The organism is Pseudomonas sp. EA_65y_Pfl2_P74 (assembly GCF_963970575.1).
Classification (GTDB): Bacteria; Pseudomonadota; Gammaproteobacteria; order Pseudomonadales; family Pseudomonadaceae; genus Aquipseudomonas; species Aquipseudomonas baetica_A.
The window spans coordinates 57,597-71,387 of sequence record NZ_CAXAOQ010000017.1; the positions used below are offsets into that span (position 1 = coordinate 57,597).

Annotated in this window: 15 protein-coding genes; 3 read left to right on the plus strand and 12 right to left on the minus strand. The window is 57.5% G+C overall.

Annotation, left to right across the window (positions count from 1 at the left end):
- Positions 1-3 precede the first annotated feature (3 nt).
- The 6 genes from AACY18_RS15430 to rplM form a co-directional block, all read right to left on the minus strand.
- Positions 4-621 (minus strand): glutathione S-transferase N-terminal domain-containing protein, encoded by a 618-nt coding sequence (locus AACY18_RS15430; RefSeq protein WP_090286143.1) that lies wholly within the window; start codon positions 619-621, stop codon positions 4-6.
- A 147-nt stretch (positions 622-768) separates the two neighbouring features.
- Positions 769-1,548 carry a cytochrome c1 gene (locus AACY18_RS15435; protein ID WP_339432161.1) on the minus strand — a complete coding sequence of 260 codons (780 nt, stop codon included), beginning with the start codon at positions 1,546-1,548 and terminating at the stop codon, positions 769-771.
- A complete protein-coding gene (locus tag AACY18_RS15440) occupies positions 1,548-2,759 on the minus strand; it encodes a cytochrome b (RefSeq protein ID WP_339432162.1) in 1,212 nt (403 codons plus the stop codon). Before AACY18_RS15440 ends, AACY18_RS15435 begins: the two co-directional genes overlap by 1 nt.
- Positions 2,759-3,352, minus strand: coding sequence for a ubiquinol-cytochrome c reductase iron-sulfur subunit (gene petA, locus AACY18_RS15445; protein WP_221731519.1), 594 nt, complete (start codon positions 3,350-3,352; stop codon positions 2,759-2,761). Before petA ends, AACY18_RS15440 begins: the two co-directional genes overlap by 1 nt.
- Positions 3,353-3,621: 269 nt before the next feature.
- Positions 3,622-4,014 carry a 30S ribosomal protein S9 gene (gene rpsI / locus AACY18_RS15450; RefSeq protein ID WP_100845125.1) on the minus strand — a complete coding sequence of 131 codons (393 nt, stop codon included), beginning with the start codon at positions 4,012-4,014 and terminating at the stop codon, positions 3,622-3,624.
- Positions 4,015-4,028: 14 nt separating this feature from the next.
- The gene (gene rplM, locus AACY18_RS15455) at positions 4,029-4,457 is read right to left on the minus strand and encodes a 50S ribosomal protein L13 (RefSeq protein WP_007917032.1); all 429 of its coding nucleotides are present in this window, start codon (positions 4,455-4,457) and stop codon (positions 4,029-4,031) included.
- A gap of 245 nt (positions 4,458-4,702) precedes the next feature.
- Here rplM and AACY18_RS15460 point away from each other — a divergent pair, with 245 nt between their 5' ends.
- On the plus strand, positions 4,703-5,743 hold the full coding sequence (locus AACY18_RS15460) for an NADP(H)-dependent aldo-keto reductase (protein WP_339465306.1): 1,041 nt from the start codon (positions 4,703-4,705) through the stop codon (positions 5,741-5,743).
- Between the two features lie 98 nt (positions 5,744-5,841).
- Here AACY18_RS15460 and AACY18_RS15465 read toward each other — a convergent pair whose 3' ends face one another.
- Positions 5,842-6,978 (minus strand): acyl-CoA dehydrogenase family protein, encoded by a 1,137-nt coding sequence (locus AACY18_RS15465; RefSeq protein ID WP_339432164.1) that lies wholly within the window; start codon positions 6,976-6,978, stop codon positions 5,842-5,844.
- 250 nt (positions 6,979-7,228) lie between these two features.
- On the opposite strand from AACY18_RS15465, the gene AACY18_RS15470 reads away from it, so the two are divergent.
- Entirely contained in the window at positions 7,229-8,125 is an 897-nt protein-coding gene (locus tag AACY18_RS15470; RefSeq protein WP_221731600.1) for a GlxA family transcriptional regulator, read from the plus strand.
- 198 nt (positions 8,126-8,323) lie between these two features.
- Here the strand turns inward: AACY18_RS15470 and zapE are convergent, their stop codons facing one another.
- The 3 genes from zapE to AACY18_RS15485 form a co-directional block, all read right to left on the minus strand.
- Positions 8,324-9,418 carry a cell division protein ZapE gene (gene zapE, locus AACY18_RS15475; RefSeq protein WP_339432165.1) on the minus strand — a complete coding sequence of 365 codons (1,095 nt, stop codon included), beginning with the start codon at positions 9,416-9,418 and terminating at the stop codon, positions 8,324-8,326.
- 90 nt (positions 9,419-9,508) lie between these two features.
- The gene (locus tag AACY18_RS15480) at positions 9,509-10,864 is read right to left on the minus strand and encodes a tryptophan--tRNA ligase (RefSeq protein ID WP_339465307.1); all 1,356 of its coding nucleotides are present in this window, start codon (positions 10,862-10,864) and stop codon (positions 9,509-9,511) included.
- A gap of 24 nt (positions 10,865-10,888) precedes the next feature.
- Complete coding sequence (locus tag AACY18_RS15485) at positions 10,889-11,518, minus strand: alpha/beta hydrolase (protein ID WP_339432217.1); 630 nt, start codon at positions 11,516-11,518, stop codon at positions 10,889-10,891.
- A 144-nt stretch (positions 11,519-11,662) separates the two neighbouring features.
- On the opposite strand from AACY18_RS15485, the gene AACY18_RS15490 reads away from it, so the two are divergent.
- Positions 11,663-12,097 carry a YhcB family protein gene (locus AACY18_RS15490; protein WP_339432167.1) on the plus strand — a complete coding sequence of 145 codons (435 nt, stop codon included), beginning with the start codon at positions 11,663-11,665 and terminating at the stop codon, positions 12,095-12,097.
- Between the two features lie 183 nt (positions 12,098-12,280).
- Here the strand turns inward: AACY18_RS15490 and AACY18_RS15495 are convergent, their stop codons facing one another.
- A complete protein-coding gene (locus AACY18_RS15495) occupies positions 12,281-13,009 on the minus strand; it encodes an OmpA family protein (protein WP_339432168.1) in 729 nt (242 codons plus the stop codon).
- Between the two features lie 116 nt (positions 13,010-13,125).
- Complete coding sequence (locus AACY18_RS15500; protein ID WP_339465308.1) at positions 13,126-13,770, minus strand: MBL fold metallo-hydrolase; 645 nt, start codon at positions 13,768-13,770, stop codon at positions 13,126-13,128.
- Positions 13,771-13,791: the final 21 nt, after the last annotated feature.

Consider the following 13,791-nt stretch of genomic DNA (forward strand, 5'->3'; position numbering starts at 1 on the left):
GCCTTAGCGCATATCGCGTTCGACGCCAGACAGACTCGCCTGGAAAGCCTCACGCGCAAACTGGCGCTCCATATAATCAAGCAGCGGCTTGGCTGGCCGCGGCAGTTCAATACCCAGAATCGGCAAACGCCAGAGTATTGGCAATAGGCAGCAATCCACCAGACTTTGTTCCTCACTGAGGAAAAACGGTTTGTCGGCAAACAGCGGCGACACGCCTGTCAGGCTTTCGCGCAATTCCTTACGCGCCACAACTCGCGCGGCTTCCTTGGCTTTCGGATCCAGGATCAGATCCACCAGACCACACCAGTCACGCTGAATACGATGAATCAGCAGACGGCTATTGGCACGCGCCACCGGATAAACCGGCATCAACGGCGGGTGCGGGTAACGCTCATCCAGATATTCCATCACCACGGTCGACTCCCACAACGCCAGGTCACGATCGACCAGCGTCGGCAGACTGCCGTAAGGGTTCACCTCAATCAGTTTAGGCGGCTGGCGACCAGCTTCCACATAAATGATCTCGGCGCTGACACCCTTCTCTGCAAGTACGATACGCACTCGGTGGGAATAGTGGTCGGCGGGGTCGGAGTAACAGGCCAACCGATTGGTCACGCCCATGGCGATCCTCCTCGCTTGTTGAATTTGTCGGAACCGGAAAAACGCGCGCGCCCAGAGGGTGCCTCCCGCAACACCTGGCTGGCCAGACGTTGCGCTATCGGAGACACCCTTGGGCGCGCGCGATTAACAGCAATGCTTGAAGCGTTATCAGTGCACGTCTTTCCAGTATTCACGCTTGAGCAGGTAGGCGAACACAAAGAAGAACGCCAGGTAGAGCAAAACGTAAGTACCGATGCGCTGATGTTGCAGCTTAACCGGGTTAGCCGAGTAAGCCAGGAAGGTTACCAGATTCTTGACCTTCTCATCGAACTGCTCTTCATTCAGAGCACCCGACTTCGGCACGATGGTCAGTTGATCGCACGCTTCATGAGTCAAAGGCGTACCGGTCAACGGATCATATTGCTTCTTGCCGTCTTCGACGATCTGCACCTGTTTGCAGCCCACGACCTGACGACCTTGCAGGCCGACCAGCACGTTAGGCATGCCGACGTTCGGGAAGACCTTGTTGTTCACACCCCATGGACGCGCAGGATCTTCATAGAACGACTTCAGATAACCGTAGAGCCAGTCAGTACCCCGAACGCGAGCGACCAGCGTCAGATCCGGTGGCGCAGCGCCGAACCAGGTCTTGGCATCAGCGGGCTGCATGCCGATGCTCATGTGATCGCCAATCTTGGCACCGGTGAAGACCAGCTTCTCCAGCATCACATCGTGCGGGATGCCGAGATCATCGGCGACCCGCTCGTAGCGCTGGAACTTGGCACTGTGGCAACCCATGCAATAGTTGGCGAACGTACGCGCGCCATCTTGCAGGGCTGCTTTATCGGAAACGTCGATGTCGACGCTTTCCAGCTCAGGACCGTGCTCGGCGGCGAACGACAACACAGGCAAAGCAACAAGAATCAGTGCAGCGAATAATTTTTTCATCAGCCAGTCACCCTTTCCGGAACCGGTTTGGTCTTCTCGAGCCGGGTGTAGAACGGCATCAGAATGAAGTAGGCGAAGTACAGGAAGGTGCAGACCTGCGACAACAACGTCAGAGTCGGTGTCGGGGCTTTCACGCCAGTCCAGCCAAGCAGCACAAAACACACACAGAAAACCACAAGCCAGATTTTGCTCAGCCAGCCCTTATAGCGCATCGACTTGACCGGACTTCGGTCAAGCCAAGGCAGTACAAACAGCAAAGCAATCGAAGCCCCCATCGCGATCACGCCCATAAGCTTGTCCGGAATCGCCCGCAAAATTGCGTAGAACGGCGTGAAGTACCAGACCGGAGCAATGTGTTCAGGCGTCTTGAAGGCGTTAGCCACTTCAAAGTTCGGCTTCTCGAGGAAATAACCACCCATTTCCGGGAAAAAGAACACGATCGTGCAGAAGATGAACAGGAACACGACCACGCCGACAATGTCTTTCACGGTGTAGTACGGATGGAACGCAATGCCGTCCAGCGGGATACCGTTTTCGTCTTTATGCTTCTTGATATCAACGCCGTCAGGGTTGTTCGAACCAACTTCGTGCAGTGCCAGAATATGCAGCACCACCAGACCGAGAATCACGATCGGCAGGGCCACAACGTGCAAGGCAAAGAAACGGTTCAGGGTGATCCCGGAGATCAGGTAGTCACCACGAATCCATTGCGTCAGGTCGTTACCGATGACTGGAATCGCGCCGAACAACGAAATGATCACCTGGGCACCCCAGTAGGACATCTGGCCCCATGGCAGCAGATACCCCATGAAGGCTTCAGCCATCAGCGCCAGGTAGATCAGCATGCCGAACACCCAGACCAGCTCACGCGGTTTCTGATACGAGCCGTAGAGCAAGCCTCGGAACATGTGCAGATAGACCACGATGAAGAACGCCGAAGCACCTGTGGAGTGCAGCAAACGCAGGATCGAGCCGTACTCGACGTCACGCATGATGTATTCGACGGAAGCGAACGCTTCTTCTGCCGACGGGGTGTAGCTCATCGTCAGCCAGACACCGGTGACGATCTGGTTAACCAGAACCAGCAGCGCCAGGGAGCCGAAAAAATAGAAGAAGTTGAAGTTTTTTGGCGCGTAATACTTGCTGAGATGGTCTTCCCACATCTTGGTGGCGGGGAAGCGCGCATCAACCCAATCCATGAACTTGCTCATCACGCTTTCTCCGTATCGATGCCAATGACAATCAGGTCATCAGTCTCATAGGAATGCGGGGGAACTGGCAGATTCAAAGGCGCAGGTTGCGACTTGTAGACGCGGCCAGCCAGATCGTAACGGGAACCATGGCAAGGGCAGAAATAACCGCCTACCCAATCTTTGCCCAGATCCGCGGGCGCCACTTCGGGACGGAAGGTCGGCGAGCAACCCAGGTGCGTACAGATCCCGATCACCAGCAGGATTTGCGGCTTGATGGAACGTACTTCCGGGTCGACATAGGTGGGTTGCGTGGAGTTTTTGGAGGTCGGATCGGAGAGCTGCCCCTCGATCTTTTTAAGATTCCCCAGGATTTCCTCGGTACGGCGGACAATGAACACCGGCTGACCGCGCCATTCAGCAATCATCTGCTGTCCTGGCTCGATTTTGCTGACATTCACTTTCACCGGTGCACCAGCGGCTTTCGCCTTGGCACTGGGAAACCATGACCCCACGAACGGGACCGCAGCCCCCACCGCTCCTGCAGCACCCACCACGGATGTGGCTGCTACCAAGAAGCGACGCCGGCCTGCATTCACGCCGTCATTGCTCATTCAGTCCTCTCCCATCAGCTTTGTGGCCTGTTAAATCAGGCATCTACTAAATAAATCAATGTTACTTATAAAAATTTTGCCGAGATGGTAATGAAAAGCCCCAATTCTGACAAGGGAATTACCCGGAGCTCTCACCCTCAAGCCTTGTAGTATAGGGGGTCTACGAATGTGGCAAGTTGTCACAGCGCAATTCTTTGATAAATCACAGGCATAAAAAAACGCCCGGTTCCGTGAGGAATCGGGCGTTCTTTTTGAACGTGGAAGCGAAATTAACGCTTCGAGTACTGCGGACGCTTACGCGCTTTACGCAGACCAACTTTCTTACGTTCAACTTCACGGGCGTCGCGAGTAACGAAGCCAGCTTTGCGCAGAGCGCCACGCAGGGTTTCGTCGTAGTCCATCAGAGCGCGAGTGATACCGTGGCGGATTGCGCCAGCCTGACCACTTACACCACCACCGATCACGGTGACGTAGATGTCGAACTTCTCGACAGTCTCGGTCAGCTCCAGCGGCTGACGAACTACCATGCGGGCAGTTTCGCGGCCGAAGAAGTTATCCAGCGAACGGTTGTTGATGGAGATTTTACCAGTACCCGGACGCAGGAAAACGCGTGCGGTTGCGGTCTTGCGACGGCCAGTGCCGTAATTTTGAGTCGCCGACATAATGTACTATTCCGTTAAAACTTCAGTTCTTGGGGCTGCTGAGCAGTATGTGGGTGTGCAGCGCCCGCATAGACTTTCAGCTTACGGTACATGTCGCGACCCAGTGGGTTTTTAGGCAGCATGCCTTTAACCGCGGTCTCGATCACGCGCTCAGGGGCTTTAGCGATCAGCTTTTCAAAGTTGATCGACTTGATGCCGCCCGGGAAACCGGAGTGGGAGTAGTACATTTTGTCAGTGGTTTTAGCACCGGTAACACGGATCTGCTCAGCGTTGATTACGACGATGTAGTCGCCGGTGTCAACGTGAGGAGTGTACTCAGGCTTGTGCTTGCCACGCAGACGGCTCGCGATTTCGGTGGCCAGACGACCCAGGGTCTGACCAGCAGCGTCGACGACAAACCAGTCGCGCTTTACTGTTTCCGGTTTAGCAGTAAAAGTTTTCATTCTTTATAGCCTCAGGGGCCGCCCTGTAAATTAGACGGCGGATCTTACTGAATAGTGCGTACTTTGACAAGTCAAAGGCAGCCGGATACAGACGCTTTCGGGGGCTCGGGTCGGCGCGTCCGTTCAACGGCAAGATTCTTCGGCGGCGGCGCATCACTTCCACTGCAGAAAGAGGTCGGCAATTATGCAGATTGCGAAAAATATTTCAACCTGCTTTTATGATTGTTTTGCCCAAGGAGCACCCGATGGACTATCGCCAGCTAGGCCGTACCGACCTGAACGTGAGTGCAATTTGCCTCGGCACCATGACCTGGGGCGAGCAAAACACCGAAGCTGAAGCCTTCGCCCAGATCGAACGGGCCAAGGAAGCCGGGATCAACTTCATCGACACCGCCGAGATGTATCCGGTGCCGCCGAAAGCCGACACCTACGCCACCACCGAGCGTTACATCGGCAATTACTTCAAAAGTCGCGGCGATCGTGCCGACTGGATCCTCGCCAGCAAAATCGCCGGCCCAGGCAACACCATCGACTACATCCGCGACAAAAACCTGCGCCACAACCGTCAGCACATCACCGCAGCGGTCGACGCCAGCCTCAAGCGCCTGCAGACCGATTACATCGATTTGTATCAACTGCACTGGCCAGAGCGCAGCACCAACTTTTTCGGACAACTGGGCTACAAACACAAGATCGAAGCCAACCTGACACCTCTGGAGGACACCCTCGAAGCACTCGACGAACAGGTAAAGGCTGGCAAAATCCGCCACATCGGCCTGTCCAACGAAACCCCTTGGGGCACGATGCGTTTTCTGGCGCTGGCCGAAGCCCGTGGCTGGCCGCGCGCGGTGTCGATCCAGAATCCGTACAACCTGCTCAACCGCAGCTTTGAAGTTGGCCTGGCGGAAATTGCCATCCGCGAACAGTGCGGCTTGCTCGCCTATTCGCCGCTGGCGTTCGGCTTTTTGTCGGGCAAGTACGAAGGTGGTGCACGTCCGCCGAAAGGCCGTCTGAGCCTTTACAGCCGCTTCAGCCGCTATTTCAACGCGCAATCGGAGGCCGCGTGCACCCGTTACGTGGCGCTGGCCCGCGAACACGGCCTGGACCCGGCGCAAATGGCTTTGGCGTTCGTGACCCAGCAGCCGTTCGTCACCAGCAACATCATTGGTGCGACGACACTTGAGCAACTGGACAGCAACATCGCCAGTTTTGATCTGAAGCTTTCAGATGAAGTGCTGGAGGGGATTGAGGCGATTCATAAGGATCACCCCAACCCTGCGCCGTGATCGCGAGATAAACCGTCTTAGCGAGCAACCCCGCCCCCACGATCACCGAACCTGTGGGAGCGGGCTTGCCGAAGACGCCAGTCAAGTCAACGCAAGACTCAAAGCGACCGCGCAATGATCTCTTTCATGATTTCGTTGGTGCCGGCATAAATCCGCTGCACCCGCGCATCCGCCCAGGCCCGGGCCACCGGGTATTCCCACATGAAGCCGTAGCCGCCATGCAGTTGCACGCACTCGTCGAGCACCTTGCATTGAAGGTCGGTGCCCCAGTATTTCGCCATCGCTGCCGTCGGCACGTCGAGTTTGCCTTGCAGATGCAGCTCCAGACACTTATCGACGAACACCCGTCCGATCTGAATCTGCGTGGCCATTTCCGCCAGTTTGAATCGAGTGTTCTGGAAGTCGGCAATCGCCTTGCCGAACGCCTTGCGATCACGGGTGTAATCGAGCGTCCATTGCAGCGCTGCTTCGGCCGAGGCCAGGCCACCGATGGCTACCGTCAGACGTTCCTGAGGCAACTCCTGCATCAGATAGGCAAATCCCGCCCCGGCCTGACCCAGCAGGTTTTCCCTGGGCACGCGTACGTCCTGGAAGAACAATTCCGACGTGTCCTGCGCCTTCATCCCGACTTTCTCCAGGCGCTTGCCTTTATCGAAACCTGGCGTGTTCGCCTCGACCAGAAACAGGCTGGTGCCTTTGGCGCCGGCTTTCGGATCGGTCTTGGCGACGACGATGACCAGATCGGCGAGAAAACCATTGGTGATGAAGGTCTTGGAGCCGTTGATCACATACTCGTCACCGTCGAGCACGGCCGTAGTCTTGACCCCTTGCAGGTCGGAACCGGCGCCAGGCTCGGTCATGGCGATAGCCGTAACCATCTCACCCGACACCAGTTTCGGCAGGTACTTGTGCTTCAGCGCTTCGCTGCCGTAATGCAGGATGTACGGCGCGACGATGTCCGAATGCAGCGAGAAACCGATCCCGGTCAGGCCCAGCCTACCGACCTCTTCGATCACCACGGTGCTGTAAAGAAAGTCCGCTCCCAGGCCGCCGTATTCTTCCGGCAGGTGCGAGCAGAGCATCCCCGCCTCCCCTGCCTTGTTCCATAGTTTGCGGTCGATATAGCCCTGTTTCTCCCACTGCGCATGAAACGGCACCGCCTCTTTTTCGAGGAATGTTCGTACGCTGTCGCGGAACAATTCGTGCTCGGAACTGAACAAGGTTCTGGGAATCATGCGGCACCTTTCTTTGTTATTGGAGGGATACACCCTTCAGAGACTAAGCCTCCCCTCCGACACAGGACACTGGACACATCCGACAAAAAATAAGACGATCCAGCCGTCTGGTGACCACTTTCCCTTATAAAAACAAAACAAAAGTTGAATTATGTCTAAGCAAGTCTCCACGCCCTTACGGCGCGTCAGCATCCTGGCGATCGACCAGGTTTTCGCCTTCACCCTCATGCAAGCCAAGGATTTTTTCCATGTGGCCAGCCTGCGCTACGGCAAACAATTGGGCCACGGCCTGACACCGGCGTTTGAAACACGCCTGGTCAGCCCTGATGGCCAACCGGTGAAAAGCTTTAGCAATGTAGTCATGCCGGTGGATGGCGGTCTCGAAAACACCGATATCATCATCCTCCCGGCGTTCTGGGACGATTTCGATACGCTGTGCAGCCGTTACCCGCAAATCCTGCCTTGGTTGCGCGAACAACACGCTCGCGGCGCCGTGCTATGCGCCGAGGCCACAGGCGTGTTCTGGCTGGCCGAGGCGGGGCTGCTCAATGGCAAGGAAGCAACCACTTACTGGCGCTTCTTCAACGCCTTCGCCGAACGCTTCCCGCAGGTTCACCTCAATCAGGACAAGCACCTGACTGATGCCGACAATCTCTATTGCGCCGGCGGCACCACGTCGGCCTGCGATCTCTACATCTATCTGATCGAGCGCTTCTGCGGCGCCAACGTGGCGCAGGCTGTGGCCCGCGATATTCTTTACGAGGTGCAGCGTAACTATTCGCCAGGGCGCATCGGTTTCGGCGGGCAGAAGCTGCATCAGGACGTGATCATTCTGCAGATTCAGCACTGGCTCGAAGAACACTTCGCCGACAAATTCCGCTTCGAAGACGTGGCCCGCGAACACGGCATGAGCATCCGCAACTTCATGCGCCGCTTCCAGACCGCCACCGGTGACAAACCGCTGCATTACCTGCAACGGCTGCGCATCGAAACGGCCAAGGGGTTGCTGTCGGGCAGCCGCAAGAGCATCAAGACCATCAGTTATGAAGTCGGCTATGACGATGCGAGCTTCTTTGCGCGACTGTTCCGCCAGCACACCGAACTGTCGCCAAACCAGTATCGGCAGCAATTTCAGCAGGCTGCCTAACCCCCGAAGCATACAGAGATCCCCTGTGGTAGCGGGCTTGTTCGCGAAGGCGGCGCATCTGCCGACATCGATGTTGAATGACATACCGCTTTCGCGAGCAAGCCAGCTCCCACAGGGGGATTGCGGTGAATCCGAGGAATCTTCAAGACATAAAAAAGGGCCTGCATTCGCAGGCCCTTTTTTATTTGCCGAATCGGTTCAAGGCTTGTGCGCCCGAGCCAGGAATTCGTGGGATTGCATCTCCAGCAAACGGCTCAGCGTGCGCTGGAACTCGAAGTTCAGACGTCCGCCGGTGTACAGATCTTTCAACTCGACTTCGGCAGAAATGATCAGCTTCACGTTGCGGTCGTAGAACTCGTCGACCATGTTGATGAAACGTCGAGCGATGTCATCGGTGGTGACGCTCATCTGCTCGACACCGCTGAGCAGCACGGCATGGAAGATCTTGCCCAGTTCGATGTAATCGTTCTGACTGCGCGGGCCGTCGCACAGTTCACGGAAGTCGAACCAGGCCACGTCGTCACAGGTACGCAACGCGCGAATTTCACGATTTTCGATGATCAACACATCGTTCTCGACCGCAGCGGTGCATTCCGGCGTCAGTGCCTTGAAGCTTTTGCGCAGGCTTTCGTGAGCGGCTTCGTCGAGCGGATAGTGGAACAGCTCCGCTTGTTCGAGGTGACGCAGACGGTAGTCGACGCCGCTGTCGACGTTGACGATCTCGGTGTTCTGCTTGATCAGCGCGATGGCTGGCAAGAAGCGCGCACGTTGCAGACCGTCTTTATACAGACCGTCCGGGACGATGTTTGAAGTCGCGACCAGGGTCACACCATTCTTGAACAGCTCTTCCATCAGCGTGCCGAGGATCATGGCGTCAGTGATATCGGAGACAAAGAACTCATCGAAGCAGATGACCCGCGATTCAGTCGAAAAACGCTTGGCGATGAGGGTCAGCGGGTTTTTCTCACCGCCGAGGGTCTTCATCTCTTCATGCACACGCTTCATGAAACGGTGGAAGTGAGTGCGGGTCTTTTCCTTGAACGGCAGCGCTTCGAAGAAGGTGTCGACCAGGTAAGTCTTGCCGCGGCCCACGCCGCCCCAGAAGTAGAGACCCTTGACCGGCGCCTGATCCTTTTTGCCAAACAGTTTGCTCAGCAGCCCCGGTTTGTTCTGATCGGCGGCGATCAGGTCCTCGTACAGGCGTTGCAAATGACGCACAGCAGTTTCCTGCGCGGCGTCATGGAAGAAGTCCGGGCGTTTCAGATCAGCTTGGTATCGTTCTAGGGGCGTCATAATTCGTTAGCAAGGCAACAAAAACGGGCCGTCACTGTAGCGACGGCCCTTGAGAATGGCAATCAGCCCTTGGTCGGGCCGCGCCGCTGATTATTCCTGAACCGGTGTCAGAGCGATGCGCAGGGCCTCGATGGCCGCATCCCGCGCTGCACTGTCAGCGAATGCCGGACTGTCGCCAACGCACTCGCCTTCCAGCCACACGCTGAAGCTCTGGTCTTCGCTGCGCACGTCCAAAGGCTGGCCGGATTGCAGTTGCTTGGTCACCTGGCCTGCGGTTTTGCCGTCGGCGAAGTTGCGCGACAGCAGCAGTTGCTCACCATCGGCGGCCAGCAGACGGAAACGGAAGCTGCCGTCGTCTTCACGGAAGCTGACGAATCGTGCGGCTTTCGCCACTTTCTTCTTGGTGGTCGCTGCGACTTGAACCTGATTGACGAAAGAACGCAGGCCGACGGCCTCACGCAGTTCGTTGAGGAACGGCGTGGCCACGGCACGGGCCTTTTTCGCGCCGATCTGCAGGATGTCTTCCAGATCTGCTGGACGCTCGATCAACTGGTGATACTTGTCGCGAGCCTCGCCCAGTTCGTTGTCGAGCAACTGGAACAGACGGTTCTTCGCCTCGCCCCAACCCAGGCCGCCCAACAGTTCGCTGCGGAATTCGTCGGATTGCGCCGGCGTGGCGAAGGCCTGGAACAGGGTGAACAGGTGCGAGTTGTCCGGATCTTTGGCTTCGCCCGGCGCGCGGGAGTCGGTGACGATCCGCGAGATCGCGTCCTTCATCTCTTTGGCGCTGGAGAACAACGGGATGGTGTTGTCGTAGCTCTTCGACATCTTGCGCCCGTCGAGGCCCGGCAACGTCGCCACGCTTTCCTCAATCAGCGCTTCGGGCATGGTGAAAAACTCTTTGCCCTGACCAAACAAATGGTTGAAGCGCTGGCCGATGTCGCGCGCCATTTCCACATGCTGGATCTGGTCGCGACCGACCGGCACCTTGTGCGCGTTGAACATCAGGATGTCCGCCGCCATCAGCACCGGATAGCTGTAGAGGCCCATGGTGATACCGGCATCCGGGTCTTCACCGGTTTCAACGTTCTTGTCCACCGAAGCCTTGTAGGCATGGGCGCGGTTAAGCAGGCCCTTGGCGGCAACGCAGGTCAGCAGCCAGGTCAGCTCGGGGATTTCCGGGATGTCGGACTGGCGGTAGAAGGTCACGCGGTCGACATCGAGGCCACCGGCCAGCCAGGTCGCGGCGATTTCCAGACGCGAGCGCTGGATGCGCAGCGGGTCATCGCATTTGATCAGGGCGTGGTAGTCGGCCAGAAAGTAGAACGAATCGGCATTGCTGTCGCGACTGGCAAGGATCGCCGGGCGGATGGCGCCGGCGTAGTTGCCCAGGTGCGGCGTGCCGGTGGTGGTGATGCCGGTGAGGATACGGGTACGGTTCGTCATGGGTAATCGCTTGTCAGACTGCAATCAATTCGAGAGACGCGGCAGGATCAGATCCTTGAGATCGGTCAACTTGCCATGAAAAAAGTGTCCGCATTCTGCCACTTTCAGCAGCTCATGGGGGCGCTGGAGTTTGTCGGACCAGTCGTAGACCAGTTGCGGATCGATCACTTCGTCGGTTTCCGGCTGGATCACCGTCAGCTCGCCGTGCTGTGGCAGTTGATCCTGATCACCCAGACGCATCACCGCCGGCGCGACCATGAACAGGTGCTTGAGCGGCACGCCCTGCGCTTCAAGACGCCCGCCGAGACTTGCTGCAACAAATCCACCAAAGGAGAAACCGAACAGGGTCAACGGCAGATCCGGGTGTTTTTCCCGTAGCCATGCCGCCGCAGCCTGGGCATCATCGACTTCGCCAGTGCCCATGTCGTGGGAACCTTCGCTGGCGCCGACGCCGCGATAGTTGAAACGCAAGGTGATCAGCCCGGCGTCGCGCGCGGTGCGCTGCAGGGTCGAGACGACCTTGTTGAGCATGGTGCCGCCCTGCACCGGGTTAGGATGGCAGATCAGCGCGATACCGCGCGGCTGCTCGTTATCCAGATACAGAGACTCAAGTTGGCCGATTGGGCCATCAATCACTACGGGGGTTTCACGCATCAGCAAGGAAGGAACTCCGTGACCTCGAGTCGGGTCGACTCGTCTAGCAAATTGTCTGTGCCAATCTATTGCGAGTGAATCGCGGTATACAGCGCAGGTTCGAGCCGTTAACGTAAAGCAAAGCCGTTTATAGAGGAAGGACTCGTGGAACACTCGCTCTTAGTTTGGTTGTTACCGACTCTTGCCCTGGTTGTGGGTGTCGCCATTGGATTCCTGATCGCGCGCGTTGCGCCGAACGCCGCGCCGAGCCGTACGCAGCGTCAACTGGATGATATCCAGGAGCGTTTCGACAGTTATCAAAACGAAGTGGTCACCCACTTCAACAGCACTGCGATGCTGGTCAAGAAGCTGACCCAGAGCTATCAGGAAGTGCAGGATCATCTCGCCGAGGGTGCCAACCGTCTGGCCCTGGACGAGCAGACCCGCCAACGCCTGATCGCCGCCCTGCACGCCGATGCGACGCAGGCACCGCGCGAACGCCTGACGCCACCGCGCGATCAGGAGCCTCCACGCGACTACGCACCGAAGACCCCAAACTCGCCGGGCATGCTCGATGAGCAATATGGCCTGAAGAAGTAATTGGGTTTCGCGCCCAACAAAAAGCCCCCGGACAATGCTGTTGTCCGAGGGCTTTTTTGTATCTGCTGATTTTGCGGTGACAACACCGGCCTCTTTGCGGGCTTGCCCGCGAAGAGGCCGGCACAGACCACACAAAAAATGCCCGATCACCAGGACCGGGCATTTTTTCACTCAAGCGATGAGTTACGGATATTGCTGAACCGTGCCCTGCTGCTGACCACCATACTGCTGCCCCGGAATCGCTTTCAGGTTGACTTCAACCCGACGGTTCTGCGCCCGGCCATTGACGTCACCGTTGCTGGCAATCGGGTTATCCGGACCGGCGCCACGGGCCGACAGGTTGGCACCGCTGACACCTTGCGAGGTCAGATAGGTCGCCACGCTCTGCGCACGACGCTGGGACAGGTCCATGTTGTGCTGGCGGCTGCCGGTGCTGTCGGTGTAGCCGACGATTTCGATCTGGTTCTGGTTGAACTCTTTCAGCGAGTTGGCCAGATTGTTCAGCGGTTGGTAGAAGCTGGACGCGATGTTCGCCGAATCGGTGGCGAACGTGATGTTGCCCGGCATGATCAGCTTGATCTGATCGCCCTGACGCTGCACCTCAACGCCAGTGTTGGCCATGCTGGCGCGTAGTTTCGCTTCCTGCTTGTCAGCGTAGTAACCGTAACCGGCCGCCGAAGCCCCCACTACCGCTGCACCGATCAAGGCGCCCTTGCCACGGTTGTTGTGGTCGATGGCCGCACCGGCCAATGCACCGGCAAGTGCCCCGAGACCACCATACTTGGCGGTTTTGCTCATGCCTTGGGAGCCACCGTCGGCCTGGCCCTGATTGTCATAGGGGTTAGGCGAAGCACAGCCGGACAGCAAGGCCACGGCCGTGGCGACAATAATCAAACGACGCTTGGTGAACATGAAGAGCTCCTACGTTTCTGCATTCTATGGTGCAGCGGCCGTTTGGCAATAAACCTCTGCGGGCGTTTGATCATGACTATGCGTAAAAATTCCGCCGCACACCCATTACAAATTATTTACGCCCGCACGAAAGGATTTTCACGCATTTCATCACCCAGACGCGTATCCGGACCATGCCCGGTAACGACCGTCGCGTCTTCATCCAGTGTGTAAAGCCGCTGCTTGATCGATCGCACGATGGTCGCCTGATCGCCGCCCCACAAATCCGTGCGCCCTACGCCGCGACGAAACAACGTGTCACCGGCAATTAACAGCTTAGCCTCGGAAAACCAAAAGCTCATGGAGCCGGGTGTATGACCCGGCGTGTGCAACGCCACGCCGCAGCCGCAGGCGAGTTCTTCATCGTCACTCAGCCAGCGATCCGGTGAGGGTACCGGGGTGTAAGGCACGCCGAAGATCTGGCATTGCATCTCCAGGTTGTCCCACAGGAACTGGTCTTCCTTGTGCAGGTGCAGGGTTGCGCCGGTTTTCTCCTTCATCTGGCCAGAGGCGAGGAAGTGATCGAGATGGGCGTGGGTGTGGATGATGCTGACCACCTTCAGACCGTGGGCATCGAGGCGCGCCATGATCAGGTCAGGATTGCCGCCGGGGTCGACGACGATGGCTTTTTTGGTGATTGGGTCGCCGATGATGGTGCAATTGCACTGGAGCGGACCGACGGGGAAGGTTTCGCGGATGAGCACTGCGGTTGAAACCGTCATGGGGGATATCCTGGAAAATTT

Bases quoted from the DNA above. Each gene is read 5' to 3' on its own strand.
- AACY18_RS15500 (WP_339465308.1), bottom strand. From the start codon at position 13,770: ATGACGGTTTCAACCGCAGTGCTCATCCGCGAAACCTTCCCCGTCGGT.
- AACY18_RS15480 (WP_339465307.1), bottom strand. From the start codon at position 10,864: ATGACGAACCGTACCCGTATCCTCACCGGCATCACCACCACCGGCACG.
- AACY18_RS15485 (WP_339432217.1), bottom strand. From the start codon at position 11,518: ATGCGTGAAACCCCCGTAGTGATTGATGGCCCAATCGGCCAACTTGAG.
- rplM (WP_007917032.1), bottom strand. From the start codon at position 4,457: ATGAAAACTTTTACTGCTAAACCGGAAACAGTAAAGCGCGACTGGTTT.
- AACY18_RS15430 (WP_090286143.1), bottom strand. From the start codon at position 621: ATGGGCGTGACCAATCGGTTGGCCTGTTACTCCGACCCCGCCGACCAC.
- AACY18_RS15460 (WP_339465306.1), top strand. From the start codon at position 4,703: ATGGACTATCGCCAGCTAGGCCGTACCGACCTGAACGTGAGTGCAATT.
- AACY18_RS15440 (WP_339432162.1), bottom strand. From the start codon at position 2,759: ATGAGCAAGTTCATGGATTGGGTTGATGCGCGCTTCCCCGCCACCAAG.
- rpsI (WP_100845125.1), bottom strand. From the start codon at position 4,014: ATGTCGGCGACTCAAAATTACGGCACTGGCCGTCGCAAGACCGCAACC.
- zapE (WP_339432165.1), bottom strand. From the start codon at position 9,418: ATGACGCCCCTAGAACGATACCAAGCTGATCTGAAACGCCCGGACTTC.
- AACY18_RS15495 (WP_339432168.1), bottom strand. From the start codon at position 13,009: ATGTTCACCAAGCGTCGTTTGATTATTGTCGCCACGGCCGTGGCCTTG.
- AACY18_RS15435 (WP_339432161.1), bottom strand. From the start codon at position 1,548: ATGAAAAAATTATTCGCTGCACTGATTCTTGTTGCTTTGCCTGTGTTG.
- petA (WP_221731519.1), bottom strand. From the start codon at position 3,352: ATGAGCAATGACGGCGTGAATGCAGGCCGGCGTCGCTTCTTGGTAGCA.
- AACY18_RS15465 (WP_339432164.1), bottom strand. From the start codon at position 6,978: ATGATTCCCAGAACCTTGTTCAGTTCCGAGCACGAATTGTTCCGCGAC.